Source organism: Rhodopirellula maiorica SM1, from assembly GCF_000346295.1.
GTDB classification, from domain to species: domain Bacteria; phylum Planctomycetota; class Planctomycetia; order Pirellulales; family Pirellulaceae; genus Novipirellula; species Novipirellula maiorica.
Genome location: NZ_ANOG01000261.1, coordinates 1 through 26,809 on the forward strand (window position 1 = coordinate 1; position 26,809 = coordinate 26,809).

General features: G+C 55.1%; 20 protein-coding genes, 1 tRNA gene and 1 pseudogene. 10 read left to right on the top strand and 12 right to left on the bottom strand.

What is annotated here, in order from left to right:
- Positions 1–116: 116 nt before the first annotated feature.
- From RMSM_RS08085 to dxr, 9 genes are all read right to left on the bottom strand, one after another.
- Positions 117–200, bottom strand: a tRNA-Leu gene (locus RMSM_RS08085).
- A 74-nt stretch (positions 201–274) separates the two neighbouring features.
- Positions 275–814: a 50S ribosomal protein L9 gene (gene rplI, locus RMSM_RS08090; RefSeq protein WP_008694035.1), complete on the bottom strand. Its 540-nt coding sequence runs from the start codon at positions 812–814 to the stop codon at positions 275–277.
- A gap of 69 nt (positions 815–883) precedes the next feature.
- Positions 884–1,420: a single-stranded DNA-binding protein gene (gene ssb / locus RMSM_RS08095; protein ID WP_008694037.1), complete on the bottom strand. Its 537-nt coding sequence runs from the start codon at positions 1,418–1,420 to the stop codon at positions 884–886.
- A gap of 142 nt (positions 1,421–1,562) precedes the next feature.
- Entirely contained in the window at positions 1,563–2,000 is a 438-nt protein-coding gene (rpsF, locus tag RMSM_RS08100) for a 30S ribosomal protein S6 (RefSeq protein WP_008694039.1), read from the bottom strand.
- 244 nt (positions 2,001–2,244) lie between these two features.
- Complete coding sequence (gene pth, locus RMSM_RS08105) at positions 2,245–2,847, bottom strand: aminoacyl-tRNA hydrolase (RefSeq protein ID WP_008694041.1); 603 nt, start codon at positions 2,845–2,847, stop codon at positions 2,245–2,247.
- 36 nt (positions 2,848–2,883) lie between these two features.
- Positions 2,884–3,507, bottom strand: a complete 624-nt coding sequence (locus tag RMSM_RS08110) for a 50S ribosomal protein L25 (protein ID WP_008694043.1) — start codon at positions 3,505–3,507, stop codon at positions 2,884–2,886.
- Between the two features lie 354 nt (positions 3,508–3,861).
- The gene (locus RMSM_RS08115; RefSeq protein ID WP_144057475.1) at positions 3,862–5,142 is read right to left on the bottom strand and encodes a class I SAM-dependent methyltransferase; all 1,281 of its coding nucleotides are present in this window, start codon (positions 5,140–5,142) and stop codon (positions 3,862–3,864) included.
- 10 nt (positions 5,143–5,152) lie between these two features.
- Positions 5,153–7,321 carry a site-2 protease family protein gene (locus RMSM_RS08120; RefSeq protein ID WP_008694049.1) on the bottom strand — a complete coding sequence of 723 codons (2,169 nt, stop codon included), beginning with the start codon at positions 7,319–7,321 and terminating at the stop codon, positions 5,153–5,155.
- A 13-nt stretch (positions 7,322–7,334) separates the two neighbouring features.
- Positions 7,335–8,582: a 1-deoxy-D-xylulose-5-phosphate reductoisomerase gene (gene dxr, locus RMSM_RS08125; protein WP_008694050.1), complete on the bottom strand. Its 1,248-nt coding sequence runs from the start codon at positions 8,580–8,582 to the stop codon at positions 7,335–7,337.
- Positions 8,583–9,020: 438 nt separating this feature from the next.
- Between dxr and ftsH the strand changes: the two genes are divergently transcribed.
- From ftsH to RMSM_RS08150, 5 genes are all read left to right on the top strand, one after another.
- Positions 9,021–11,231 (top strand): ATP-dependent zinc metalloprotease FtsH, encoded by a 2,211-nt coding sequence (gene ftsH, locus RMSM_RS08130; RefSeq protein WP_008694053.1) that lies wholly within the window; start codon positions 9,021–9,023, stop codon positions 11,229–11,231.
- 175 nt (positions 11,232–11,406) lie between these two features.
- Complete coding sequence (locus RMSM_RS08135; RefSeq protein ID WP_008694054.1) at positions 11,407–12,783, top strand: vWA domain-containing protein; 1,377 nt, start codon at positions 11,407–11,409, stop codon at positions 12,781–12,783.
- Positions 12,784–12,892: 109 nt separating this feature from the next.
- Positions 12,893–14,575, top strand: coding sequence for a sensor histidine kinase (locus tag RMSM_RS36595; protein ID WP_008694056.1), 1,683 nt, complete (start codon positions 12,893–12,895; stop codon positions 14,573–14,575).
- A 45-nt stretch (positions 14,576–14,620) separates the two neighbouring features.
- Positions 14,621–15,346 (top strand): response regulator transcription factor, encoded by a 726-nt coding sequence (locus tag RMSM_RS08145; protein ID WP_008694057.1) that lies wholly within the window; start codon positions 14,621–14,623, stop codon positions 15,344–15,346.
- A 639-nt stretch (positions 15,347–15,985) separates the two neighbouring features.
- Positions 15,986–17,332 (top strand): M14 family metallopeptidase, encoded by a 1,347-nt coding sequence (locus tag RMSM_RS08150; RefSeq protein ID WP_144057476.1) that lies wholly within the window; start codon positions 15,986–15,988, stop codon positions 17,330–17,332.
- Between the two features lie 21 nt (positions 17,333–17,353).
- Here the strand turns inward: RMSM_RS08150 and RMSM_RS08155 are convergent.
- Together RMSM_RS08155 and RMSM_RS08160 are read right to left on the bottom strand one after the other, a co-directional pair.
- Positions 17,354–18,111 (bottom strand): annotated as a pseudogene (locus RMSM_RS08155) (metallophosphoesterase family protein).
- Between the two features lie 98 nt (positions 18,112–18,209).
- On the bottom strand, positions 18,210–18,968 hold the full coding sequence (locus RMSM_RS08160) for a metallophosphoesterase family protein (protein WP_008694063.1): 759 nt from the start codon (positions 18,966–18,968) through the stop codon (positions 18,210–18,212).
- Between the two features lie 369 nt (positions 18,969–19,337).
- On the opposite strand from RMSM_RS08160, the gene tsaB reads away from it, so the two are divergent.
- The 3 genes from tsaB (at position 19,338) to RMSM_RS08180 (ending at position 24,074) form a co-directional block, all read left to right on the top strand.
- Positions 19,338–20,081 carry a tRNA (adenosine(37)-N6)-threonylcarbamoyltransferase complex dimerization subunit type 1 TsaB gene (tsaB, locus tag RMSM_RS08170; RefSeq protein WP_040764811.1) on the top strand — a complete coding sequence of 248 codons (744 nt, stop codon included), beginning with the start codon at positions 19,338–19,340 and terminating at the stop codon, positions 20,079–20,081.
- Between the two features lie 170 nt (positions 20,082–20,251).
- Entirely contained in the window at positions 20,252–20,908 is a 657-nt protein-coding gene (locus RMSM_RS42430) for a lectin (protein ID WP_008694066.1), read from the top strand.
- Positions 20,805–24,074 carry a PQQ-dependent sugar dehydrogenase gene (locus tag RMSM_RS08180; protein ID WP_236622050.1) on the top strand — a complete coding sequence of 1,090 codons (3,270 nt, stop codon included), beginning with the start codon at positions 20,805–20,807 and terminating at the stop codon, positions 24,072–24,074. The genes RMSM_RS42430 and RMSM_RS08180 overlap by 104 nt, the downstream gene beginning before the upstream one ends.
- Positions 24,075–24,496: 422 nt before the next feature.
- Here RMSM_RS08180 and RMSM_RS08185 read toward each other — a convergent pair whose 3' ends face one another.
- The gene (locus tag RMSM_RS08185; protein ID WP_008694069.1) at positions 24,497–25,717 is read right to left on the bottom strand and encodes an agmatine deiminase family protein; all 1,221 of its coding nucleotides are present in this window, start codon (positions 25,715–25,717) and stop codon (positions 24,497–24,499) included.
- A gap of 20 nt (positions 25,718–25,737) precedes the next feature.
- Between RMSM_RS08185 and RMSM_RS08190 the strand changes: the two genes are divergently transcribed.
- Together RMSM_RS08190 and RMSM_RS08195 are read left to right on the top strand one after the other, a co-directional pair.
- Positions 25,738–25,962 carry a hypothetical protein gene (locus RMSM_RS08190; RefSeq protein ID WP_144057477.1) on the top strand — a complete coding sequence of 75 codons (225 nt, stop codon included), beginning with the start codon at positions 25,738–25,740 and terminating at the stop codon, positions 25,960–25,962.
- Positions 25,963–26,230: 268 nt separating this feature from the next.
- A complete protein-coding gene (locus tag RMSM_RS08195; RefSeq protein ID WP_052031549.1) occupies positions 26,231–26,644 on the top strand; it encodes an ester cyclase in 414 nt (137 codons plus the stop codon).
- The last annotated feature ends 165 nt before the right edge of the window (positions 26,645–26,809 follow it).

Consider the following 26,809-nt stretch of genomic DNA (forward strand, 5'->3'; position numbering starts at 1 on the left):
TAGCCACGGTTCCGACATCTAACCGGGGCTAGCGCCCAAACGGCTAACGTTGCCTATTGTGAAAACGAAAAAAGCGGCGATGTGCGTGTTGCACATCGCCGCTTTTTCGAAATCAGTAGGGCTGACAGGAATCGAACCTGCACTCCAGTAAAGGAACTGGATCCTAAATCCAGCGCGTCTGCCAGTTCCGCCACAGCCCCGACGTGATTGGGTGATGATAGTAAACAAGACGGCGATGCCGAAAGCCCGCCGTCGTGATTTTATCAAGCAAAAATTAGACTTCTTCGGTCACGACGGTAGGAACGACCCAAACCTTCAATGCCGCGTCGACTTCGCTGTGCAAGTGCACCTTGACCGTGTACAGACCCAATTCCTTCAGTGGACCTTCCAAACGGATTTGGTCTTGAGCCAAAGTGAATCCGGCACCCTTGAGGGCATCGACGATCTCGTGGGCACCGACGCTGCCGTACAAATGGCCTTCGTCGTTGGCGTTGGCTTCGATCGTGATCGATTGCTTGCCGAGCTCGTCCGCCATGTCGCGGTAGCTCTTGAGCTTTTCGAGTTCGATCGCACGCAATTTCTCGCGATGCTTCTCAACCATTCGCTTGTGATGGTCGGTGGCAACGGTGGCGAGTCCTTGGGGAAGTAAGTAGTTCAACGCGTAGCCGGATTTGACTTCGACGATGTCGCCTTGCTTGCCGAGGTGTTCGACATTGTGGATCAATAGTAGCTGAATGCCACCGTTAGCGCCTTTGGGCAAACGTTTAAATGGTCGCTTGAACGATCGACCGGTGCTTGTCTTTGGTTTCGGCATCACAAAACTCGAGTGAACAAATAGGTGGTGTGTATGGGTGGATTGATGGGTTCTTAGGGGCCGTTCGTTTTAGAACGGGATGTCGGGATCGTCGTAACCAGGCCCGTTGCCGGTCGGTTGTGCTTCTCGCTGGCCTGCGGGATTGCCCGCTGGTCGGGATTGGGTGTCGCGAGAGGTGTGTGAATCTTGGTAGTCGTGCGAGTCGTAGCTGTTTTCCTGGACCGTATCACGTCGTTGCGGTTGGCTTCGTTGACGCGATTCACCACCGCCTCCTCCACCGCCGCCGCTCAGCATTTGCATCCGTTCGCCGATCACCCGCAGCTTGCTGCGTTTTTGGCCATCGGTTTCCCACATGTCAAGTTTTAGTCGGCCTTCGACAAGGATTGGTGAGCCCTTGCTCAGGTATTCGCTTGCGACTTCTGCGGTCCGGCCCCAAAGTGTCACATCGACGAATGTTGTTTCCTCGACCCATTCTCCGCTAGCTGACTTTCGGCGATCGTTCACGGCAATCGTGATCTCGGTGACGGCGGTACCCCCTTGGGTGTACTTCAGTTCGATGTCACGCGTGATATTGCCTACAAGAACGACGCGGTTGTAGCTTGCCATGATATTCCCCGAAACATTTTAAAAGTCGAAATGTTTTGCTCAGTCATTTGCGTCGCGATGCTGACAACGTGTCCGATGACGCTCTAGATGCAAAAGATGCCCTATTCGCCATCCTACCGCTGCAGCCGTACGCAAGCAAATGCTAGGCTTCGGAGCTGACGACCGAATCGTCTTCGGCTTTGGCGTCATCCGAGCTGTTGTTGTCGGAATCGTCCTGCTCGTCTTCGCCGTGGCTGGAAACGCTGAAGGATTCGCCGCGAGCGTTTGCAAGCATTGGCTCAACCAAACGGTGGTCCAACTTGAGTGTCAATTCACGCAAGACAGGTTCGCAGAGTTGGAATGCTCGCTCGATCTTGACGAGGTTCTCGCCTTCGATCTCGAAATAAGTCAACCAATAGGTACCCTTTTGGTGCTTATCGATTGGGTAGGCGAGTCGTTGTTCCATCCACATCCGGCTAACGAGCACGTTGCCTTCGTTTTCGGTGATGATTTGTTCGATCTGCTTGCTGACGCCGCCTGGATCGCGAGCGTATTGGTTGCTATCGAGGATGAATAGCGTTTCGTAAGTGTTTTTCGCCACGGTTTTATCGTCTCTCTACGGTCTGATGGGTGCGTTGAACGCAGCGCTGTTTCGGAAAATGCTTCTATTTTTAAGCGGTATGTTATCGAGGTGGTGTGATTTTGCCCAGCACCGTATCGCATTCCGCATTGGGGTCCGCAGCGTTGGGTTCGGACCGTCGTTTCGCAACGTCAGTCGTGTTAACGCATTGGGGTTAACTTCTTACTCACTTACTGAGTCGTGCAACACTTAGGGGCTTGCAACGTTAGGGCGAGGGTTTGGTTTTGCCTTTAGGCTTTGCCGAAACCTTGCTGTTGTACTCAGTCATGGTTTGCGTAATCCCGTTGGTTGCCCAGTCCATTGCGGCATAGGCAGCTTGGGTTGTCGCTTCATCGATCGTTTGCTGTTCGCTTTTGTTGAACCTTCCCAGCACATAATCGACCACTTCCCATCCCTCGGGAGGACGGTCGATCCCGATCTTCAGTCGTGGAAACGACTCGGATCCAAGATGCCGGATAATGTCCGCCAACCCCTTCTGGCCTCCTGATGACCCTGAGGCTTTTAGCCTCAGACGCCCGCAGGGAAGATTGAGATCGTCGCAGATCACAACGATTTCTTCGGGGGTTAGTTTGAAAAAATCAATCGCCTTTCTCACGCTCTTGCCGCTGGCGTTCATGAACGTCTGAGGCCATAGAATCGCGAGTTTTTCGCCGCGGTGATTTCCTTCGGCCCAAAGTCCTTCGAAGCGAACTTTCGAAGGGCTGGCCGAAATCAATCCCGCAATTTTGTCCGCCGCCATGAAGCCGACATTGTGTCGTGTTTGTTCGTATTTCTGCCCAGGATTCCCCAGGCCGACGATCAATTTCATGGCAGTAGATCGAAAGATCAGTGTGTGCTGACCTTACTAGTCTTCCTCGTCCTTCGGTCCGCCCTTGGCAATCACGTCAGGCTCGGAAGCCGCTTCATCCGAGTCGCTCTCGGCCTTCATCGCACGTGGCTCTTCGACATGAGCGACGACGGTGTCGGCAGGCGTGACAAGTTCCACGCCGGCAGGCAGTTCCAAGTCGCCTGCGGTCAGCGATTGACCGAGGTGAAGCTCTGAAACGTTCAGCCCGATGTTCTCTGGAATATCGCCAGCCGAGCAGCGGATGTCGACTTCGTGATGGTTTTCCAACAGGATGCCGCCTTCGCGAACGCCCACGGGATCGCCGTGAACGTGGATGGAAACGGTCACGTCCACTTTTTCGGACAAATTGACCCGCATCAAGTCAAGGTGCAGTACTTCGATCCCCAACGGATCCCACTGCATCGCGCAAACCATCGCGGTTTCTTTGATTGCACCGGCGAGCTCGACCGTCTTGCCGTGATGGCGCAAGAGGGCTTTGACTTCGTCCGATGGGACCGATAGCGACTCAGTCGCTTCGCCGTGTCCGTACAATACAGCGGGGATTCGACCGCTCTGACGCAAACGCCGAGTGGCAGCGGAGCCTGTTCGCTCACGCTTCTCGACCTGCAATACGTCTGTCATGGCTGGATCAACCTTCCAGTCAAATTGTGATTCATCAATAAATTTCGGTAAACGCCGAACGCCGGCTCCACAGCCTCCGAGGCCGGGTCGTATCAAAACGGACGCGGCCGGAGGAAGCGCGTAAGTATGCGGGTTTCGCTTCCTCACGCAAGCCCAAAGAGGGCGTTTGGCACAAGCATTTCTTGTTGAATCTTCACATTCATCAGCGGATAGGCCTGTCGCAACGATTTTTGCAGCCGATTGCGACCGCAAAAACCGCACCACTCACGCCACGGTTCCGGTTTTATCACACGGTGTTCGAGCGGTTGTGTCCGATTCTCTGTCCAATGGGCATTAATGAAGGCCTGCGTCCCGCTAATGCGTAAATGCCGCAAAAACGCCCTTTTCTGCCCTGCCGATCCACAATCCGATCGGAGTTTCACCACAGGGACGTAGCCGTTTGCGGAGGACGGCCGGGTCGTGTCCGGTGCCTCGGACCTTAATCCGGTCAGCATAGTGTTTGCGTTGCCGGAGTTCGCGGCGAAGTTTTCGTTCGTCGCAGCTGCCCGACCAAATTACTTCGCCGACCGCCGCGATCGCTTGGATTTTTTCCATACTGGCGTCGTCAATTTCGCCGTCGCTGGTCAAAAATCCGGTCGGGCCTCCGAGTGTTTTCAGTCCGTAGGTGCGAGCAAAAAACTCGGTCAGCCCCGCGGCGCGAACCGCCGCATCAGGATCGATGATCCACTGCCCTGGCTTCTTGGCCGAAGCGACGCGAATCGAATCGATTTGACTTGCCGGCGTCGCTCCCGCGTCGAACCGCCGAAAGCTTCCATCGCTGCGAACCGCAAATGCGGATACCGAACCCGGCTGCAATTCGGCTCGCTGCAATGCGTCGCCGAAGATCAACGATTGTTCTCGGACACCGCCCGAAAGTGAAATCCAAGATCGATGAGTGTGTTCACCGAGGTCGATCTTGGCTGCCGGGGCTAATTTGATGATCGCCGCCGGAGCCGCTTCAATCCGTGGCAAGATTTGTGGCAGCGAAGGTTGATAGTCGTCGGGACGCGTGGTTCGTTTGCCGTCGGCGCGTCGATCGGGATCGATGTGGATCGCGGCATTCGCAGGAATGTCGATCTTCAGCACGTCTTCGCAAACGGTTTGGAGGATTCCTGCGGTCCCCGAAGTGCCGGACATCGCAGGATCGGATGTACCGGACATTGTTTTGCGAAGATTCGCCGTTTTGCGAAGATTCGCCGCCGTGTACTGCTGGATCACCGGATCCATGTCGACTGCGACCACACCGCCGTTGGGGGCACTGCGGCGTGCCAGTTCGAGAGCGTCACCACCGATGCCGCAGCACAGGTCGTACACCAAGTGATCGCCGAACCAGCTCGACTTTAGCTTCGCCACCTGCCATGCAGTCGCTTGTTGCAGTGCACGGTCGGTGGCCCACCACACGCCGTCGCCCAGTTTTTGCCGAGCTTTGCGTTGTAGCCGTGCGATCGCAATCAATTCGTAAAACGCGTCGCTGCCGAATTGGTGGCGAAGTCGTTTTACGACCTTGGCGTCCGAGCCCGCTGGCGTTGACGACGCAAGTTCCGCTATCGCCGCTTCGAAAGCGGCAATCTGTTCCTCAGGAAGACAATCGTGCATCGGCATTGGGTCACAGCAGACGCAGGATGTCGTTGGCGAACACCACCACCATCAACAGCAAGATCATCAATACACCTGCCATTGTCAGCCGCATTTCGAGCTGTTCGTTAAGCTTTTTGCCTCGAATCGCTTCGGCGATCAAGAACATCATGTGACCGCCATCGAGCGCGGGAATCGGCAGAAAGTTCAGGATGGCAAGGTTCATGCTCAACATCGTCAAGAACAACAATTGAGGCGAGATGCCTCGCTCGGCTTCCTGTTTGGCCAGGTCCATGATCGCCAACGGCCCACCGACGTGACGCATCTTCACACGTCCTTGTGTTGCCATTCGCAAGAAACGAAAGACGTCACGCAATCGTCGCTCGGCCTCGCGAAGTCCTAGTGACAAAGCATCCGTCACCGAACTGGCTCGTTGAATCGATTCGCTGGCGGTGAGCCCAAGTCCACGTTCGAACCAGACTCGATCGTCTTGCTGCACAGTGACTTGCGTTTCAACCACACGTCCTTTGGGGGATCGCGTCGCCAACACTTGCAACTGGGTGCCTTCGGGCAGGTATTGAATCGTTTCGATCAGCGACCCCCACGGTGTTGGGCCGTCTTTTTCCCAGCCTTCGCGTAACTGAGCGACCAAAGGCTCGAATTCCGCGTCCTGCAGCGGTGGCATCAGTTCGGCATCGGGCGTGATCAAGCGAACCTCTTGGATTTCGTCACCGGGTTGCAGTTCAAGCATCGGATCCGAGCCATCGCCGGCCAACAAATCGGGCAACACGCTCGCCACGACGGGCAGTGGACGATACGAGAACCCGAACCGGTTGATCGCGATTTCACCCGAAATTTGCGAGTCTGGGGCGTGAGTTTGCAGTGCGGCCTGCGGGGCGAGCTCGACTTCGATCGTGCGTGCTTCGCTGCCTTCGCCACGCCGCAGCGTCATCGTGACCGGTTCGTTCGACGAAATCAGTTCCAGCGGCAACTTGTAGGCATCAATCTCGGTGTCGCCGTTAATCGCCGTGATCACATCGCCGACTTCGATCCCTGCCTTCGCCGCTACCCCTTCATCGACTAGCCCGGTAATCGGGCTGATCGCCCAGCGCGCGCCGAGCATTTTGGCTTGTTGTGGCGGCAAGTCGACTTGGTGCTCGCTGCCGTCGACCCGCTCGAGCGTCAACGAGATGGTCTTGGTTGGATTGGAGTACAAGTAGTTGAAAAACGGTGTCGAGGGGACGATCAAATCGTTATTAATTTTCTTTCCGTCATAGGCAACGATTTTTGACCCCGCATCCTCACCGCTCAGCACGGTGGCGGCGATACTGCCAGGCATCGCGACGGTCTTTGAGCTGAATTCAAGCGAGGTGGGGCTGACGATCCCGATCATTCGCACGTCGGCGTTTTCGGGGTGAGACGCTGTTTTTAGGTTGTATTTTCGAATCCCCTCGTCATAGCGAATCGCCAAACTGATTGGCTTCTCGGGGTTGTCCAAGCCTTCGGTCAAAATCGCCATTCGCATTTCGCGAAAATGCATCTGGTCATCGCTCAAACCGCCCACCGAAACGACTTGCCCGCCCGGTTCGATGCCGGCCTGCCACGCCGGGCCGCCGGGGGTCACCCCACCGATGATCGACGGGTTGTAGGTGACGCCATAGCCATAGGCGATCGCCGCAAACAACACGCCGGTGATCAAATTCATCACGACGCCGGCGCTGATAATGATCATCCGTTGCCAAACTGCTTTGGCGGGGAAGCTGCGTGGATCTAGTTTTTCGGGGGCGGTGTCGTCGCCCTCTTCGTCCGCTTCGGCGGCGTCCTCTTTCATCCGAATCCGCTTCGCTTCCTCTTCGGCTTTCCGCGGATCGTCATCCTGGCCAAGCATTTTGACGTAACCGCCCAGCGGGATAATCCCGATGCCGTATTCCGTCTCGCCGTATTGGAATTTGCCCAGCGTTCGCGGGAATTTGATCGGGCCGATTTGAATGGGAACATCAAATCCGACGTAAAACTTTTCGCATTTCACGCCAAACGATTTGGCCGCGACAAAGTGCCCGAGTTCGTGAACGAAAATCACTAGCCCAATGCCCAGTGCGACCAATCCCCATTGCCAGGTCTGGGTCGCCAAAGAGGTAAGTACGCCAGCTTCGTCAGTGGCAGCCAACGGCAAAAATTGGGCAAGTAAATCGATAAACATATTTAATTAGGGTTTAGGTTGCATATTGTTTGCGAACTTCGGCACGGGCCCATCGATCCAGCTCCAATAACCGGGTTAACGACGGTTGAGGCTCGAAGTGATGATGTTCCAAAGTCCGGCGGCACGCGGGCACGATGTCAGTAAAGCGAATTTTTCCTTCCAGGAACAGGCCGACCGCTTCTTCGTTAGCGGCATTGACCACCGAACCGGCGGTTCCGCCCACACGGGCGACCTCGAAACCGAGCTCTAACGCCGGAAATCGCTCACGATCGACCGGCTGTAGCGTCAGATCCCATTGTCGCGTTCGGTCCAGTGCCGGCGTCTCGCACGCCAGCCGTCGGGGATAGGTCAACGCGTACTGAATCGGCAGCCGCATGTCTGGTGGACTCATTTGAGCAATCACCGACCCGTCCTCGAATTCCACCATCGAATGGATGATCGATTGAGGGTGAACCACCACTTCGATCGATTCCGCGGGAATATCGAACAACCAACGAGCCTCGATGACCTCGAGCGCCTTGTTCATCATCGTTGCCGAATCGATCGTAATTTTAGGACCCATATCCCAAGTCGGATGGTTCAGTGCCAATTCGGGCGTCGCGTCATGCATCTGTTGAATTGACGCATTGCGAAACGGGCCGCCGCTTGCCGTCAGGATCAATTTGCGAGGCTTGCACGTCTTTTCGCTGCCGGAACTGCTTTCTTTGTCTCCCAAGCACTGGAAAATCGCAGAATGTTCGCTGTCGACCGGCAACACCTCCGCACGCGGCACACCGGACGACTTTTTTGCTAGCGTTGATTGTACGAGCGAGCCGGCAACGACCAGTGTTTCCTTGTTGGCTAGCGCGACCCGTTTGCCGCTTTCGATCGCCGCTAACGTGCTTTCCAGGCCAGCGCGACCGACGATGGCGGCGACGACGACGTCGACTTCGGGGGCCGAGGCAATCTCGACGAGCCCGTCAGCTCCGGTTTTAATTTGCGACTTCGCAAGCGACGTGCCCGCCGCAAATTCAGCTGCAGACTCGAGATCTGACAGCACAATTTGCCGGGGGGGACGTTTGAATTGTCCCGCTAATTCACCAAGCAGTCGGACGTTGCGGTGACCCGATGCGGCCCACAAATTCCACGTCTTTGTTTCGTCGATCCGGTCCAGATGGTGCAAAACGTCAATCGTCGCAGTGCCAATGCTGCCGGTCGCACCGAGAACAGCCACATTGATGGCCGGCGGCGACGGTGATTCCGAGGTGTCCTGTTGGTCCAAGGTAGCGGGTCCCGAACCAGAATTGGCGAGTGGGCGGGGAAAGGAAGCTTCGTCAGAGTTCGCTGGCACGAGAATTTTTTTGGCGGAGAAGGATGATTTCAGTGCAAGACGAGTGAACGATTGCGGCGGTGGTGGTGTAGTCAAAAGACGGAAACGAAGGGATCGCCGGACTTCCGGAACCTTCGTTACGATCGATCACCCCATCTGGTTCCGCCCAACATAGGCTTGCCGTTGGACGTGGGCAATCAAACAATACGTAATAAAATACTGTTCAACGCATCATCTCGTCTGTTTTTTGGGGGCAAGCGACCCGGCAGCTTGATCGATTTATCTCGATCTCCCGCGTCGGCGTCAGCTTGCAAGCAGAAAGCTTACCCCACATTTTCGGCCGGATGACATACGAAATCTCTATAATCGAGCCCCCTCTTTGGTAACGCAATGACCGACGATAAGCGAAAGAAATCGAGCAACAACGAACCACGAAGCGGCGGAAATATGTGGTTGGTGCTCGCGGCGATCGTCTCCGCCGTACTGTTGAGTACGTTTTTGTTCAGTAATAACAGTCACCGTTTGCGTTATCCGGACCTCTTGGTCCTGTTGCAAAAGGAGGCAGATGCTCGCAATTCCGAGACTGCGTCGGCAAACCCGGACGAAACGGCCGAGCAGGCTGGTACCCCGTCAGCAGCGTCGCAGTCCGATGCGGACTCGGCTGATTCCGCCGACGCCGAATCCTCCGACGCGGATGTAGCCCAATCCGGCGACGATGATCAAACGGCGCCATCCGATTCGGCCGCGAACGATCCTCGGACGCTGGTGGTTTCGTCGATTAGCGATCCAACGAAGAAAGTTGAATACAGTCGCCCTCAGTACATCAAGGTGTCCGAAGAAAAGATTACCGGCACGGTGATGTACCGTCCGCTCGGGGCAAAGCCAGCTGTCAAACCAGAGCCGATTCAATTTGAAACCATTCACGCCTCAGGAAACGAAACCGAGGATCGTCGCCTCGCCGAATTGTTGACCGCATCGGGAGTGGTTTGGGACAACGATCGTCCAAGTCGCTTTTTCGAGCAACATTGGCCTGAGTTGCTGATGATTGGCGTGTTGGTGATGCTTGGCATCATGATGCTTCGCCGAATTGGTGGTGTCGGGTCGCCGATGTCCTTTTCGCGAAGCCGTGGAAAATTGTATGGGCAAGAAGAATTGCCACTCACGTTTGCCGACGTGGCGGGAATCGAAGAAGCGGTGGACGAGGTTCGCGAAGTCGTCGACTTTCTGAAAAACAGCGACAAATATCAAGCACTCGGCGGCCGCATCCCCAAGGGAGTCTTGTTGGTCGGACCTCCGGGGACCGGCAAAACGCTACTGGCCAAAGCGATTGCGGGCGAAGCAGGAGTGCCATTTTTTAGTCTTTCGGGTAGCGACTTTGTTGAAATGTTCGTCGGCGTCGGAGCGGCTCGCGTCCGTGACATGTTCCAGCAAGCGACTAGTCGGGCGCCTTGCATCATCTTTATCGACGAGCTGGACGCTTTGGGAAAAAGCCGTAGTGGCAGCGTGGTCGGTGGGCACGATGAACGCGAACAAACGCTCAATGCGTTGTTGGTCGAAATGGATGGATTTGATTCCAATTCGGGCGTGATCATTGTCGCGGCCACCAACCGCCCGGAAACACTGGATCCTGCGCTGTTGCGTCCGGGACGATTCGATCGCCACGTCTTGGTCGATCGCCCTGATGTCGCCGGTCGCGAGGAAATTTTGAAAGTCCATGTCAAAAATGTGCGGCTGGACGAGAAGGTGGAACTACACGACATCGCGTCGATTACACCCGGTTTTGTCGGAGCCGATTTGGCCAACCTCGTTAACGAGGCGGCGTTGTTGGCCGCGCGTGCGGAAAAACAAACCGTGGGAATCGAGCAGTTCAATGAAGCGGTCGAGCGTGTGACAGCGGGTTTAGAGAAAAAGAACCGCGTCATGAACGAAGACGAAAAAATTCGAGTGGCGTATCACGAAGCCGGACACGCAATCGTCGCAGCAGCTCTGCCCAATACCGATCCCGTTCATAAGGTCAGCATCATTCCTCGCGGGTTGGCGGCACTCGGTTACACCATGCAGCGTCCTGAGTCGGATCGCTATCTGATGACCAAAACGGAACTGGAAAGCAACATGAAAGTGTTGTTGGCCGGGACGTTGACCGAGGAAATGACGTTCCAAGACATCAGCACCGGAGCCCAGAATGATCTCGAGCGTTGTACCGAGATTGCACGTAGCATGGTGATGGATTACGGAATGAGCCGGATGGGGCGAATCAATTTTCGCCGTAGTTCGCGATCCGCGTTTCTGGCCAGCAGTGGTGGCGACGGCTATCAGATGAACCACAGCGAAGAAATGGCCAAGATGATCGACAAAGAAGTCGCGCGGATCATCGAGGATGCACTGGTGCAAACTCGCGAAATCCTGGAACAACGCCGCGAAGTGCTCGAGGCGGTCACGCAGCGATTGTTGGATGTCGAAGCAATCGACAGCGACGAACTGATGCGGTTGATCAAAGAAAATTCGCGTGGCCCTTGGTTGGTGCCCGGAACTGTTACCGAGAAACCCAAGGCGGTGATGCCATCGGTCGAAGGCGACAAGGCGAAAGCCGAGGCCCCGTAATCCTCTGCCAACCAATCTATGTCACAGTCATACAATGTCACTGTCATACAATGTTTTTACATTGTTTTGATTTGCTGCGAACCATTGATTGTGAGGAGCATGGTTAGATGATCTTCGTAAGCAATCGCGAAGCAGGTTGCGATTGCATCGTGTTCTTACTGAAGGAGATCTCGTCATGTTCGCTCAAGTTCGTGTTTTGTGGGTGTTGGCCGCCGTAGCCGCGGCCAGCCTTTTCGCCGCCCCAGTCGCCTCGTCAGCCCAAGTCGGATTGGATGTCGGTGTGTCCAGTCCGACGATGCAAGCGGGCGAGAAATCGATTAACTATATCCGCATCGCCTTGAGCGGTGCCGAGCTTCCGCAAACCGAGAAACGGCCTCCGGTAAACGTCGCCATCGTGATCGATACCAGTGGATCGATGAGTGGCCAGAAGATCATTCAGGCTCGCAACGCGGCGATCGCCGCGATCAATCGACTGCAAGACAGCGATATCGTTTCGGTCGTCCTGTACAACTCGTCGACCGAGGTGTTGGTGCCAGCGACCAAGGCAACCGATCGCAAATCGATCATCGCCAAAATCCGCGGAATCCGTGCCGATGGCAATACGGCACTCTTTGCCGGTGTCAGCAAAGGAGCCGCCGAAGTCCGCAAGTTTCTTGGACCCGATTCGGTCAATCGTGTGATCTTGTTGTCCGATGGGATCGCCAACGTCGGCCCCAAAAGTCCTCGTGAATTGGAACGACTCGGCGCGTCGCTGGTCAAAGAAGGGATCAGCGTCAGCACGTTGGGGTTGGGGCTTGGATACAACGAGGACCTGATGAGCAAATTGGCTAGCGCGGGAAGCGGAAATCATATCTTCGTGGAATCGGCCGATGATCTTATCGCGGTGTTCAACAGCGAATTCAAAGATCTGATGAGCGTTGTGGCGTGTGACTTCGAGATCGTAGCGACCGTGGCCTCGGGCGTCCGTCCAGTTCGCGTTCTGGGCACCCAGGCCGACATCACTGGCAACACAATTCACATTCCGCTGGCGCAGTTGTATTCAAGGCAAGAACGCTACTTTGTTTTGGAGGTCGAAGTGGATGCGGGCGAATCAGGCGAATCACGCCCGCTGGTGGATGTCTCGGTGAAGTACCAAAACATGACATCTGAAACGATGGACAAATTAACGAGTAGTATCGCGGTGCGTTTCAGCGACGAGAGTGCGGATGTCCAGCGTGATCGGGATCTGGAAACGTACGCTTATTGTGCGGTTCAAATCGCGAATGAAAACAACATCCGAGCGACAGCGCTGCGAGATGCCGGACAGGTCGATGATGCTAAAAAATTGCTCAACCACAATGCAAAAATGCTGCTGCAGTGTGCGAAGGAGTGCAAAACAAACAACGTCGAATTGGTCGTGCCCGAATTGGAAAAGAACATCGAGGTGAACCGATATCAGGCGTTGAATGTCGATAACAACCGCGACTGGGCTCGAAACCGCAAAGTCATGCGAGGGTATCAAAACGAAATCCAGGCCCAGCAATCCTATTCGATCGAGGTGCCCAAGAAATAGTGCCACCAAAGCGAGTCAAGAATCGAGGCGGTGGCGTTTCGACTAGAATCGAATTCGGCATGCCACATTCTCGTTCCCGACTTCACGCTCACCATTTCCGCCTCTTGCCATGACGCACCGGCTACTGATTGCATTGATCGTTTTGATCGCCGCGCCGCTGGTGCTGCTGGGGTGGGGGGCCTCGTCATTACTCCGCCGGCAACGTGAAACCGCGCAGCAGCAATTGAACACCGTGCTGCAATCTCGCTTGCTCGAAATTGATCAATCGCTTGCTGAAGTGCTCGCAGGACACGCGCGACGGATCAGCGAAAAACTCGATCGGCCTGGAAATCCAATCGACAAGTTCGAACAGATCACGCGGCACGATCCGGTCGTTCGCCAGTGCTTTTTTGCCAATGCAAGAGGCGTGATCGTCTATCCGCCCAAACCGGTGGCCGAGGATCCCGAGGCGATTGCAATCTACGCCGCCTTGCCGGCAATCATCGCCAGCAACCCGGATCTGGAAATCAGTGAAGAATCTCGGTCCAAAGCCGATACGCCGTCCACGAAACTGCAAACGCAAGTTCAAGCCGCAGTGGCGAAGCCCGGCGGCAAATCCACCAGCAAAAACGCTGCGACGACGACGCGGTGGCAGGTTTGGTACATGGACGAAGGCAGCCAATTGATTTTGTGGCTACTGAAAAGCAACGGCGATTCAATCGGCGTGTTGTTAGAACGCGCCCGTTGGGTGTCCGAGCTGATTGCGGCGCTGCCGGACGCCAAGTTGGTTGCGATGCCCGAATCACATATGAAAACGCAGTTTTCGAAACAATCGGATTCAATCAGTTGTACTTCGCTTGTCGACGAGGCGGGGCAGATCGTCTATCGCTGGGGGAACGATTTGGAAACGACGGATGATCCGATCGTAGCTGTCCCGCTGTCGCCACCGCTATCGAGTTGGCAACTTCAGTACAACAATGCCGCTCCGTTGGTGGTTCAATCCAGTTCACTTGCGACGATCTTGTCACTCTCGGGATTGGCGGTGATGTTGTTGGCTCTGGGGACGTACGTGATGACCAGTGTCCAGCGACAGATGCACGTTGCACGCAGTCGCGTCAGTTTTGCGGGGCAAGTGTCACACGAGCTGCGGACGCCATTGACCAATATCCGCTTGTATGCCGAGTTGGCCGAATCCGATTTAGAGAACTTGCCCGACGATGACACTCGAGAAACGATTCTGCGACGATTGCGTGTGATCGATAGCGAGAGCCGACGGTTGGGGCGATTGGTTTCAGGGGTTTTAGAAATGGTGCGTGATGAACGAAATGTTCGCGCACCGTCGCGTACTACGACTGATGTCGACGACGTGATCGACCAAACGTTGGCCCAGTTTTCGCCTCGTTTCGACACGTTGGGAATCGAAGTTCAACGTGATGCCCGCGTTGCGAAACGTCTTTACGTCGATCCCGATATATTAGAGATGGTGCTGGTCAATCTGCTCAGCAACGTCGAAAAGTATGCTGCTGCGGGCAAGTTTGTCCGCGTGGCTTCGTGGATCGAGGAAAACGAATTGGTGGTCACGGTCGCCGATCGCGGCCCTGGCATCCCACGGCGTTATCATCGCAAGATCTTTCGTCCGTTCTTTCGCTTGGATGATTCGATTCATGCGCCGAGCGGGACCGGGATTGGGTTGGCGATCGCCAAGCTTGCCGCTCAGCGGCATGGCGGACGATTGTTGATCACCAACGTCGACGTTGGAACCGAATTCGAATTGAGGGTTACGGCTGATCAAAGTTACTCCGATCACACTTGAGCTTGATCCTTCCAATGCCTCTAACGCACCAAAGTCAGCAATCCGATGCAACTGAAAATCTTGATCGCCGAGGATGATCCTCATACCCGTGCCGCGCTCGCGGAAATCTTGCGGTCCGAAGGCCACTCGGTCGCCGAAGCCGCCGATGGGCATCAAGCAAAATGGTTGTTCGATCGCGATCGACCGCAATTCGCCTGTTTGGATGTGATGATGCCAGGGCTTAGTGGGTATGATCTTTGCCGTCACTTCCGCAGCCTCGATCCGGCGATGCCGATCTTGTTTATCACCGCCAAGGCCGAAGAGATCGACAAGGTCGTGGGGCTCGAATTAGGCGCAGATGACTACATCGCCAAACCGTTCGGCGCAAAAGAAGTGGTGGCACGAATCCGAGCGATTGCGCGGCGAAGTATTCGCGACTGTGAAATGACCACGGATCCTATCTCGCTTGCCGAACATGATTTTGACATGGGGGCGCTTCGCGTGATGCCCAAGAAACTGCGGGCGATGCGGGCGGATGAGATGATCGAGTTGACTGTTCGCGAGCTGCGAATTCTTCAGCTGCTTGCCAGCAAGCCTGGGGAAGTGGTCGATCGCGACGAGCTCTTCCGCATCGCTTGGCAAGAGATGCATCCGCTCAATACAAGAACGCTCGATCAAACGATCAGCCAATTGCGAAAGCGAATCGAAGCGGATCCCAAACATCCTCGAATCATTCAAACTGTCTATGGTGTCGGCTATCGATTCGAACCCGAAACCACCGCCCCAAAATAACTCCGGCGCTTTACGTGCCGCCGAACAGAAGCGAACCGTCCTTCCTGCCCCCATCATCTTCCTGCCAAAACAATCACCGGCGTTGCTCTCGTGACACGTCGCCGCTGCTCCGATGAGTATTGGTTTAGCCACATGGAATCAGCGCCGCGAAGGCGGCGGGCAGGAAATATTTGGTGTTTTCCTGTTGGCCGTTTGGGCGCTAGCCCCGGTTGAATGTCGGAACCGTGGCTAGCGGGCTGTTGATTTAATGAGCCGCTCGCACGTCAGCGGCCGGGTTCCACGCATTACCCGGTGCCTTACGGCCCTCGGCTCACTAATGCAATTTGCATTTCGACTAAATCAACAAGTCGCTAGCACCAAAGTGGCTAATTTGCTGAAAGACTCTCTTCTGCGTACTTAGTGATCGATGTCGCGGGAAAATAATTCGAGTAGGTTTCAGCTAATTATACTAGAATAAACCACGCGGCACTCGCTGTGGCTCGCATGACGGCGTGGTAGGACCGTTACAATCCGAATAAGGTCGCAGGCAATGATGTTAATACCGTTTTTTGCCTCCGCCCAGCTGAGTTCTTGGTCACAAGATCACAATTGATCTGAAAGGGTTTGAAGTATAAGGAACCGCCTTCTGGAGAGTTTGCTATGTCCGGTCCAAGTGTCTTTTGCCGTCTTCAGGTTACCGGTCTATTGGCGATTCCTCTCGTTTGCATGTCGGTTTGTCTCTCGTTGTTTGTCCAAGACGCAAGCGTTTGGGGTGTCGAAATCGCACCCAAGTCGACCGCGACGGTTGACCATGTTCCCGATGCGAATGTGCCGGATGCGAATAGGCCGGATGCGACTGCGATTGGCTCGATGCATCCGGTTGATGCTTCGCTTGCGACCACCACGTTTGAGTCGCTGGATCAAGCGATCCAAATTGATAGTGATTTTTGCGGCGGACGCTTGAGCGAGTGCTTCGAAATTACCCCCACTCGATTTCAGTTGGTGGTGCGTCCCGAACGCAAACCGATCAATAATAGTGCTTGGTATGCCTTTCGTGTTCGTTCTAACACGGAGCGTCGCATTAAACTGCATCTGAGTTACCAAGGTGGGACGCATCGCTACACGCCGCGGATCAGCAATGATGGTCGTGTTTGGCGAGATGGTCAGCACTTGGTGTCGTCGGTGCATCCGAGTGGATCCGAGGTGGTGTTGCAGTTGGACGTGGGGCCCAAGGAATTATGGGTGTCGGCGCAAGAATTGATCTCTAACGAAGACACCGAGCGTTGGACCGAAGAACTGGCGATGCTGCCGCACGTGAACCGATCGGTGTGTGGACGCAGTGTCCAGGGGCGACCGATTTCCAAACTGGTCATTGGGGACCCGCAAGCCGAATCGCCTGGCTACGTGTTTATCATGGGGCGGCTTCATCCGCCGGAAACCACCGGAGCGATCGGGGTGATGCGGTTTGCCGAGGCGATTGCTGCGGATACCGAACTGACTCAGCGATTTCGCCGCTCGTTCCATGTGGTGGTCGTGCCCAATGCGAATCCCGACGGAGTCGACCAGGGGCGATGGCGATGCAACGCCAATAGTGTCGATTTGAATCGCGACTGGGGACTGTTCAGGCAACCGGAAACGCAGGTACTGCGGCGTGAGTTGTTGGATCTGAAACGACGCGGACGCAATTCGCTGTATCTGGTCCTTGATTTTCATTCCACGTATGAAGACGTGTTTTATTTGACCGAAGACGTCGACGATGCGTTTCCCAAGAATTTCACCGCGACCTGGTTAAATCGATTCGATGAACGATTGCCCTCGTATTCGGTGAACCTCGACAAGACTCATAATTCAAAACGAACGACCTCGAAAGCTTGGGTCGATCGTGTGCTGAATGTGGCCGCGGTCACCTATGAATTTGGTGACAATACCGATCGCGATTCGATCGCCCACCTGTCTCGTGTCAGCGCCGAAGAAATGATGCGAACGCTGCTAAGGTATCGCGAGTAAATCGTGTCGGTCGTCGCTTCGTTAGCGGCCTTCACGCAATCGGTAACCGAGAAAATTGTCCAGCTCGGGTTCCGCTTCGATCTCTTTGACCGTTTCTTCGATGTCGTATTCGACGCGGCGAAATTCAACCACTTGTTCGTCGTACACCACGTAGCAGCTTCGTGGGTCACCGTCACGTGGTTGCCCGACACTGCCGACGTTGATCATCAAACGCTGCGTTTTGTCGGAAACCGAATAACCGCCCGCCAATTCCATCGGCCGGATGAAACGCATGTCAGGCGTAAAAATCCCCGGTACGTGCGTATGCCCTTGGAAACAGAGGTGCGGGATCATGGAAAACAGCTTTTCCATTTTTTTGCCATTTTGAGTGTCTTCGGGAAAGACGTACTCGTTGGTGGGGCTGCGCGGCGATCCGTGCACGAACAACACTCCCCCTCGCGGACGGTGCGAGGCAATTTGCACAGGAATTCCATTCGCCGCCGGCTTGCCTCCGGTCCGTCACGGCCGCATTCCAGTTGAGCGCGGGTCCAAAAGATCGCCTGTTCGGCGGCAACATTAAACCCCTCGGGGTCGAACAACGCACTGCTGTCGTGGTTGCCCAACACGCAAAAGTCGAACTCGATCGCTTGGTCCAAACAGGCACATGGCTGAGGGCCATATCCGACGACGTCGCCGAGACACACGATGCGATCCACGTTTAGGGATTCAACGTCTGCTAGGACCGCTCGCAAAGCGGCAAGATTACCGTGGATGTCACTAAGAATGGCGGTCCGGGTCAATTTAAAAACTCAGGTTGAAAACGAAGGAACGGTCTGTCCAGCCAAGAATAATCGTAATCTTAACCCTAAAACCGTTTTCGCGTCACCTAGAACGGTTTCTATCGCCCGTGCTTCAACCGATCTCCCAATGCGTCGGACAATTCCGCCACCGCGTAAATCTTGTTCGCAGTGCTCTCGCGGTCGTAATCGACACGCCGGTAGGTCACCGTTTTCGCCTCGCTATCTAGGATCGCGTAACACGCTCGGTTGTCCTCGTCGCGTGGTTGGCCGACACTGCCCACGTTGACCAACGCTTTGTTCGGGCCGATGTGGTAAACGTGCTCGCATTCGTCGGGCGAAATGAACTCGCATTCGGTCGTAAAGACGCCTGGCAGATGGGTGTGCCCCATAAAACAGACGTGTTCGATCTTGGCGAACAGCATCTCCATTTTGCGTTGGTTGAAGATGTCTTCCGGAAAAACATATTCGTTGGTGGGGTCGCGGGGCGATCCATGGACAAAGCGAAATTCGCCCTCATCGATTTGTCGCGGCAATTCGCCCAAAAAGTCCCATCGCGTGTTGATCTGCTGAGCCGAACCAGGGCCGTTGTCCAATTGGTCTCGCGTCCAATAGATCGCCTGCAGTGCCATCGGGTTAAAACCCTCGGGATCAAATAATGCCGCCTGATCGTGATTGCCAAGGATCGTCGAGTGACAGCTCTTCATGACGAGATCGAGACATTCGCAGGGATTGGGGCCGTAGCCGATGATATCGCCAAGACAGTAAATCTCGTCGACAGGAATCGTCTTGATATCAGCCAACACTGCGTTCAGTGCTTCAAGATTTCCGTGAATGTCACTGATCAACGCGCGTTTCACTAAATGACTCGGTGGTGGAAAGCAATGGAATTGGAAAGACGCTTGAGTGGACGAAAATTCAGTGATTCAAGATCTCGCCGCGGAGATCGGATCACCCTTCCTCTCACATTCGCCCCTTTGTGCAACAATTGGGATGCGAAGGCCAAGCCCGAAGTGTAGTTTAATGCGTTTTTTTGGGCAATCCCATCAAATTTGCTTCTCGCGAATTTTCCTCGCCTCGAAGCCGTTCGGTCCGGCATTATCAAGTTTACCGAATCGGCTACATTGTGGGGATGATAGGCTTTGATGCGGCATGCGATTGCGTCGATCGCTGCTTCCGATTTGCCCATTATCCGCAATCTCACTCGCTTCTCGAACGTATCGCAACCCATGACAGCTGGAAATCCTCGTGAATTGCCGATTCAATTGGCTATCGAAACCACGGGGCGGACCGGCTCGGCAGTCTTAATGTGCGGCGACCGTGTGTTGCGAAATGGTCAAATGGGTGAGCAAATACGCACGGCAGCAGCCATCGGCCCCTGTCTCGACGAAATGCTGGCGTGGTGCCGCAGCGAGAAAAAAACGATCGATTTTATTTCCGCTGCTGCTGGGCCCGGCTCCTTTACCGGGCTTCGCATCGGGGTCACGGCGGCAAAGATGTTCAGTTATGCGTTGGATTTGCCATTGGTGGCGGTCGATTCGTTGGCGTCGGTAGCGGCGGTCGTGTTTTCTGAAAACCCCGATCTGCAGACGCTACGGGTCGGTTTGGATGCCTATCGAGGCCAAGTCTTCACCGGACACTTCCGTCGTGATCAGGTTTTACCACCGCTCGGCAAGATCCCCGCCTTATGGACCCCCTTGCCGCCGGCGGTCGAAATCGTCAGTGGCGACGAGTGGGCATCTATCCTGGCGTCGGCGCAGCAATCGCAAGAAGCCGTTGCCGGAGACGTCAAGCCGTTTGCAAAGTTCACTGGGCCGTTATTGCCTCGCTCGGCAGCCGACGCGTTCGGAGTGGGATTGGTCGCACTTCGAGCCGCCGAACAGTCGATCTTTACCGACCCAATGGCCTTGGTGCCCCGCTACCTCCGGCCCAGTGCCGCTGAAGAAAAGGCGGAGACCCAGGTAAAAGGTTGACCCAGGGAAAAGGTTGACGTCAGCGGCGGGGTGCTAAGCCGGCGATCTCGGCTGGCACAGTTAGGGGGGCAATTTTCTCTATTGCGTTGCCAGCGGGATCCTGCCTAATCTCCAAAACGACCTTCATAGTCTGAACCCAACCGTTTCCCATCCTGAGATGATGAATTGCCATGGAAGGCTACTCTAAATCGTTCGAGCGATCCTGTCTTTTACGGATTGCAACGACCCTGTTTGTCGTGCTCAGCTGCGGCTCGAGTGCGACGCTTTCGGCGGCTGAGGCTCAATGGATTTGGGCGGCCAACACCACCATCGACACCCCGATTGCGGTCGGTGAGACGTGCTTGTTTCGCAAACCACTGAACTTAAAAGTTCCCGCCAAGGGCCAGATCGAGATCGCCGCGGATGACGAGTACGACCTGTACGTCAACGGGCGCAAAATCGGCAGCGGTCAATCCGCACGCCAGATTGATGAGTATGACATCACCGACCATTTAGAAGTCGGTCGCAACATCATCGCGATTCGTGTCGTCAACACGCATGGCGACAAAGCGGCCTTGGCGGCTCGCGTGTCCGTTTTGCCGGACGGCACCGACAAGTGGTATACCTTCAGCAGCGATGCATCTTGGCGAACCAGCAGCGAAGAAGTGGCCACTTGGGAAACCGTTTTGCATAACGACCGATTGTGGGGCAACGCATCCTCGTTTGGTGAACTTGGCCGATACCGTGCCTTGGGATCAAGACGAAGATGTTCAGGTCGCCGAACAAACCGATCAACGCGAACGGTTTCAAATCCAACGTGGCTTTGGCGTCCAACGCGTTTTGGATGACGAACAAGTCGGATCCGTGATCGCGATGACCTTTAACGAGTTTGGTCATATCATTGTTTCGCAAGAAAACGGACCTCTGCTGCTCGTCTTTGATCGCGATGAAGACGGGGTTCCCGAGTTCGTGCGGACTTATTGTGACAAGGTCAAATCATGTCAGGGAATCCTGGCACTCAACGGCGAAGTTTTTGTCACCGGGGATGGCCCCGACGGACATGCGCTTTATCGACTAACCGATGTGGACCGCAATGGTTCATTGGAAAAAGTCCGTGCGATTGTCAAATTCAAAGGATCCGCCGGAGAACACGGTGCCCACGGATTGCAGCTCGGTCCCGATGGAATGATCTACGTTTCTTTGGGCAGCCACACGCATGCGATTGGCAAAACGGGGCCTGGTGAAACGTACAACGATACTTACGAAGGCGACATTCTGCCACGCTACGAAGACCCCAGCGGTCATGCCGTCGGCGTCAAGGCACCCGGCGGAACCATCATTCGTACCAATATCGATGGTTCGATCGTCGAACGTGTCGCTGGCGGAACTCGCAATGTTTACGACTTGGCCTTTCACTCCTCAGGCCACATGTTTGTTCATGATTCGGACATGGAAGCTGACATCGGTACGGCTTGGTACCGTCCGACGGCGCTGTTTGATGTAACCGAAGGCGCGGAATTCGGCTGGCGTACGGGATGGGCGAAATGGCCCGAACACTTCGTCGACCGATTGCCCAATTTGTTGGACACTGGACGAGGCAGCCCGACCGGAGCGATCAGCTACGAACACTACATGTATCCGGTCCGTTATCAAAACACATTGTTCCTGGCGGATTGGTCCGAAGGCCGGATTTTGAATGTGCGGCTTAAAAAACGCGGCTCCGGCTTTATCGCCGATAGCGAGGTGTTCCTCAAAGGCCAACCGCTGAACGTGACCGATTTGGATGTCGGACCCGACGGTGGGCTGTATTTCAGCACTGGCGGCCGTGGCACCTCGGGCGGCGTGTACCGAGTCGTCTACAAAGGCCAGATTCCTGAACGCATGAAGCATCTCGGCAGCGGGATTGCCGCCGCCGTGCGACAACCTCAGATCGGATCGGCATGGGCGCGTCAAGAAATCGCGTCGATCAAACGCGAACTGGGCAGCGAATGGGGACAATTGGTCGCCGGAGTTGCCTACAGCGACGACAACCCGCCGCACTATCGTGTGCGTGCACTCGATTTGATGGAACTGTTTGGTCCCGTTCCCAACGAAGAACTGATAATGGAACTGAGTCGTTCTCCTAATGAAGCGGTGCGTGCTCGTGCCGCCGCAGTGATGGGAATGCACCCGAGTGCCAAAACCGGCCCACGGCTTAGCGAGATGTTGAGCGATCCCGATCCAGGCGTCCAGCGAGCGGTGTGCGAAGCCATGCTGCGTAGCGACAAAATGCCTGAAACGGTCGATCCCATTTTTGAATTGCTGGCGTCGGATGATCGCACTTTAGCGTTCACCGCACGTCGCGTGCTCGAACAAATGCATTTAGGACTGTGGCGTGACGAAGTGCTCGCCAACGACGATACGCGAATTTCGGTGCTTGGCATGTTGGCGTTGATCAACGCCGATCCGACCGAAGCGAATGCCATCGAGGTGTTGGCACGGATTAGCGAAATGATGACCGGATTTTTGAGTGATGCCGATTTCGCCGATGCACTACGTGTCGCCGAAGTGGCACTGCACCGTGGGAAAGTTCCCCCCGCAAAGGTCACGGCGTTCCGCGACCAGATTGCCGAAGAATTCCCGGCGGGCGACAACCGGATGAATCACTCGCTGATTCGTTTGGCCAGCTACTTAGAGGCAGAACAAGTTGCCGATCGCGCGTTGGCATTTATTGAATCCGATGCGCCCAACGAAGACCGTTCGTTGGTGGCGATGTGTCTGCAATTTTTGGCAAAGAATTGGGATGCCGAGCAACGCTTCCGAATTTTGAAGTATTACGAGAACGCCGCTGGCCAAGCGACCGCCGGGTCATTGTCGATGTATCTGGCAAACGTGACCAAAGATTTCGCTCAATCGCTGTCGGATGAAGACGTCGCGGCGATTTTGGAACAGGGCAGCGTTTGGCGCAACGCCGCGCTCGCTGCTATCTTCAAATTGCCTCGCCCGATCGACAAAGACACCGCGAACACGTTGATCGAACTTGATCGCAAACTCGTTCAAGAGCCTCAGCACGGGGACGTCGAGCGGCGGCTTCGAACCGGCATCACCGCGATGTTGGCGACCTGCAAAGACCAAAGTGCGGGTGACTACCTGCGATCGGTTTGGCGGAGCGAACCCGATCGACGCAGCGTGGTTGCAATGGCGCTTGCCCAAGATCCTGACGGCGAAAACTGGGACTACCTCGTTCGCAGCTTAAACATCTTGGACGATCAAACCTCAGGCGATGTTCTCTCGGCCCTCAAATCGGTGGCTATTGCGACCGATGACCCGATGGCGCTTCGTCAATTGATCCTGTTGGGAGTTCGTGCCCAAGAGAATGGACAAGGATTCGAACCCGTCGAGCAACTGCTTGAACATTGGACCGGGATGCAGCGACCCGAAGGAGCGAAGATGTCGATGGCTCCTTGGCAAAAATGGTTCGCCAAGACTTATCCCGATCGCCCCGAGGCTGTGTTGCCCAATGCCGATGATTCACGCTGGGATCTCGACCAACTGTTGACGTACTTGGAAAGCGATACGGGCAGCTTTGGCGATTCGGCCCACGGCCGCGAAGTGTTCGTCAAGAGCCGGTGTGATCAATGTCATCGCCAAGGCAGTACCGGCAAAGCGATTGGCCCCGACCTGACCTCGGTCGCTCGGCGGTTTACCAAGCGAGAGATTTTGGAATCGATTTTGTATCCGGCTCATATTGTCAGTGACCAATACGCCAGCAAGAAGGTGTTGACACTGGACGGCAAGATCCTTGTCGGCTTGGTGACCACGCAAAGCGACGGGACGCTGTTGGTGCGTGACAGCAACAATCGAATCTCGAGTGTCGAAGAGTCTCAGGTTGATCAGATCTTGCCAAGCACTAGCAGCATCATGCCTAGTGGTTTGCTGGACGATCTAAGTCTGAAAGAGATTGGTGATTTGATGAGTTACATGGGAGTGATCCCCGAGCTCGAAATCGCCAGCAAAGAAGACAATCTTCGCTAGCAGGTTTCATCGACACGTATCGAGGTAGCGAAACTCGCCAAGAGTTTCGGCCCAATTACTTAATCGCCGAAAGTTACTTTCGGCGATTTTTTTTCCCGACAAATCCCAACCCGACGCGTCAGCGAGGGACCGAATCATGATCGGGATTCCATCGCTTACGCGTTTCGATGTTCTTCTTCGGGCCAAAGGCCCAGCGATTTGCCTAGCCTGGCCCAACGGGCCAGGTTTTCGATGCAAAGAAACCCAAGGGCCAAAGGCCCGGCCATTTTCTAGCCGCCCTCATTATGTTCCAGCAAACGGCCGGGCCGTTGGCCCTTCCATTCATTGGTTTTCTTGGTCCCAGCCCGTTGGGCTGGGCTAGGTAAACGTCCGGGGCTTTGCCCCTAAATACAAACGCGCAGCTTCAAAAGGCGTGTCCGATTCTAATTCTGCTGTAACGCGCGGACCCGGCGGCGATAATCATCGGCTTTGGCAAAATCGATGACGTTGTCAGGAATGGGGGCAAACGCGGGCAGATTCATCGACAAACAATGCAGTTCGCCCTGCAATTCTTTTAGACTGCTCATGTCAACCGTTTTGATCGTGTGTTTCGGCAGCAAGCGAGCGTAAGTGGCGCGTGCGGCGGCTACCATCTCTGGCGGATCACTGTCAAACGTGGGAACCAGCACCAAGTTGTTGGCAAGGATCACGTTCGTGTACGCACTCCATGACGTTCCGTTTCGTGGCGGGATGTCGATGCGTATCACTTGCATCGGTTGCCCGTCCACTCGCACGCGTTGCAAGCGGGCAGCGTTGCGTTCCAGGATCGCTGCATTGATCGGATCCAATCGCGGGTCGACTCGAGCGACCACGACTTGATTCGGCGATAGAAAGGTGGCGAACATGTCGACATGTCCTGTCGCTTCGTGTTGCAAAGGTTCCAGTACCACCAATTCGGTCAGATTGCAGTGCTTGGTAAACTCGTCAATCACCATTTTTCGGCGTTCTACTTCTGGGTCCAGACCAGGCCATGGTTTGGGAAAGCTGATGCGGTTGTCTTCAAAGATCCGCTGCGTGGTTAATGCTAACCGGCGGCCATTGCTGAGCAGGTTTCCACCTTGGATGGTCCATGGAACCGACACCAATTTTGATCCGGTGCGGTCGGCCCAGACAATCGGCAATGCATCGTCTTTGGGGCGAGCGCCCTCGTAGTAGAAATCGATTGCTTCGGTACCCTGTTCGCCTTCGGCCAACAACGGACCAAAGTCACGCATCCAAATCGTGTTTAAGTCAAATTCACAAAAGTAGACGTGATCCGTGGGAACGTGTCCGTTGTCAATCCAATCGACCGCGTCAACAAGCTGTTGCGGGTTGTTACAAAGAATTAGCAGGTTGGTATGACCCGCCGTCGTTTCGACAATCTGTTGCAGTGTCGCGGCATGATGCGATTGCCAATCGCTAACGCTCAGCACGAGAGCACGCTGCGATTCAAACTCACCGGCTAATCGTGGATAAGGACGATGGAGGTTGGCTTTGCCAGCCTCCACCGCCATTTGAGCAAGCATTGTGGGAGAGAAACTCTGAGCCAACCCCGGTTCGTTTGCAACCGCAAACGCCGTGGCTAACACGGCCCCAACCGCGAACCGCAACAATGACTTGACCATAAATCTCGGTGCTCATCTCAGTGCCATTGAAGACCCCTGGCGTGTTAGGGTCGTACCGTATTTTTCCATCGGACCGTAGCGACAGCGGGTTTTCGAGCATGCCGGCACGCTCTGCAAACACCATTGTCCAGGGCATCGATGTCACCATCGACTTGCCAGTGCATGGCGACGATCCGTTTGGAATTGTAATTGCCACCAACAACACGGCTATCGGGCAAGGACAAAGAAATGCAGAAATGGGATAGGTCGAGCTCCAATCTGTTGCCTGCTTCGCAAACAGGGGAACAAACGTTCCATGGTCGCGTTTAGGTTTGTCATTGTCGCCCGCGGTTGATGCTGTGGCATAGGATTGACGATGCAGGGACGATGGCGAACACGCCGTTTGTGGAATTTTGTTGCAATCGGGTGAACGCAGCGATAGATTCATCGCAGGCTTGTCGCGGCGGTGAACGGTCGCTGAACGCGATTGGCCTCTTTCGATCCACCTTATCAGATTTAATAAGGAGCAAACGCGTGAATAATGAATACACGGCGCGATCGTTGCGCTGGTTCGAAGAGGTTTGGAATCAGCGACGGACTGAAACGATCGACGAATTTTTGACCGAAGACAGTATTGCGGAAACCGACAATGGTGTGCTTCGCGGCCCGGACGAGTTCAAGCAACAGGTGCATGCACCGATGCTTGACGCGTTTCCTGATCTGCATGTAGACGTGGAAGGCACGGTTACCGAAGACGACAGTGTGGTGATCCGCTGGATAGCCACCGGCACGCACCAAGGCGATGGCCTTGGCATCAAGGCGACCGGACGCCCCGTTCAGTTTCGCGGAGTCACATGGCACCGGTTCAAGAATGACAAACTGATCGGAGGCGGAGACTATTGGAGTCAAGACAGTCTGCGAAGACAATTGCAAGACACCCGTCAGTAGTCGTGGTTTGCACCGGAGTCGAGTTTTGTCTAGACGTTATCTCTCAATTTGGCGAAGCGAGAATGATCGACTGGGGATGCTGCCGCAAACTCGGTGCACTCGCCATCACGGCGGATCACGGTATACTGGAAGTTCGCTTTGCATGTACTTTTCCCAACGTTCCAT

What these genes read in the sequence shown, in the direction of transcription:
- rplI (WP_008694035.1), bottom strand. Translation starts at nt 814, where the DNA reads ATGCCGAAACCAAAGACAAGCACCGGTCGATCGTTCAAGCGACCATTT.
- ssb (WP_008694037.1), bottom strand. Translation starts at nt 1,420, where the DNA reads ATGGCAAGCTACAACCGCGTCGTTCTTGTAGGCAATATCACGCGTGAC.
- pth (WP_008694041.1), bottom strand. Translation starts at nt 2,847, where the DNA reads ATGAAATTGATCGTCGGCCTGGGGAATCCTGGGCAGAAATACGAACAA.
- RMSM_RS08110 (WP_008694043.1), bottom strand. Translation starts at nt 3,507, where the DNA reads ATGACAGACGTATTGCAGGTCGAGAAGCGTGAGCGAACAGGCTCCGCT.
- RMSM_RS08115 (WP_144057475.1), bottom strand. Translation starts at nt 5,142, where the DNA reads ATGCACGATTGTCTTCCTGAGGAACAGATTGCCGCTTTCGAAGCGGCG.
- RMSM_RS08120 (WP_008694049.1), bottom strand. Translation starts at nt 7,321, where the DNA reads ATGTTTATCGATTTACTTGCCCAATTTTTGCCGTTGGCTGCCACTGAC.
- ftsH (WP_008694053.1), top strand. Translation starts at nt 9,021, where the DNA reads ATGACCGACGATAAGCGAAAGAAATCGAGCAACAACGAACCACGAAGC.
- RMSM_RS08135 (WP_008694054.1), top strand. Translation starts at nt 11,407, where the DNA reads ATGTTCGCTCAAGTTCGTGTTTTGTGGGTGTTGGCCGCCGTAGCCGCG.
- RMSM_RS36595 (WP_008694056.1), top strand. Translation starts at nt 12,893, where the DNA reads ATGACGCACCGGCTACTGATTGCATTGATCGTTTTGATCGCCGCGCCG.
- RMSM_RS08145 (WP_008694057.1), top strand. Translation starts at nt 14,621, where the DNA reads ATGCAACTGAAAATCTTGATCGCCGAGGATGATCCTCATACCCGTGCC.
- RMSM_RS08150 (WP_144057476.1), top strand. Translation starts at nt 15,986, where the DNA reads ATGTCCGGTCCAAGTGTCTTTTGCCGTCTTCAGGTTACCGGTCTATTG.
- tsaB (WP_040764811.1), top strand. Translation starts at nt 19,338, where the DNA reads ATGACAGCTGGAAATCCTCGTGAATTGCCGATTCAATTGGCTATCGAA.
- RMSM_RS42430 (WP_008694066.1), top strand. Translation starts at nt 20,252, where the DNA reads ATGGAAGGCTACTCTAAATCGTTCGAGCGATCCTGTCTTTTACGGATT.
- RMSM_RS08185 (WP_008694069.1), bottom strand. Translation starts at nt 25,717, where the DNA reads ATGGTCAAGTCATTGTTGCGGTTCGCGGTTGGGGCCGTGTTAGCCACG.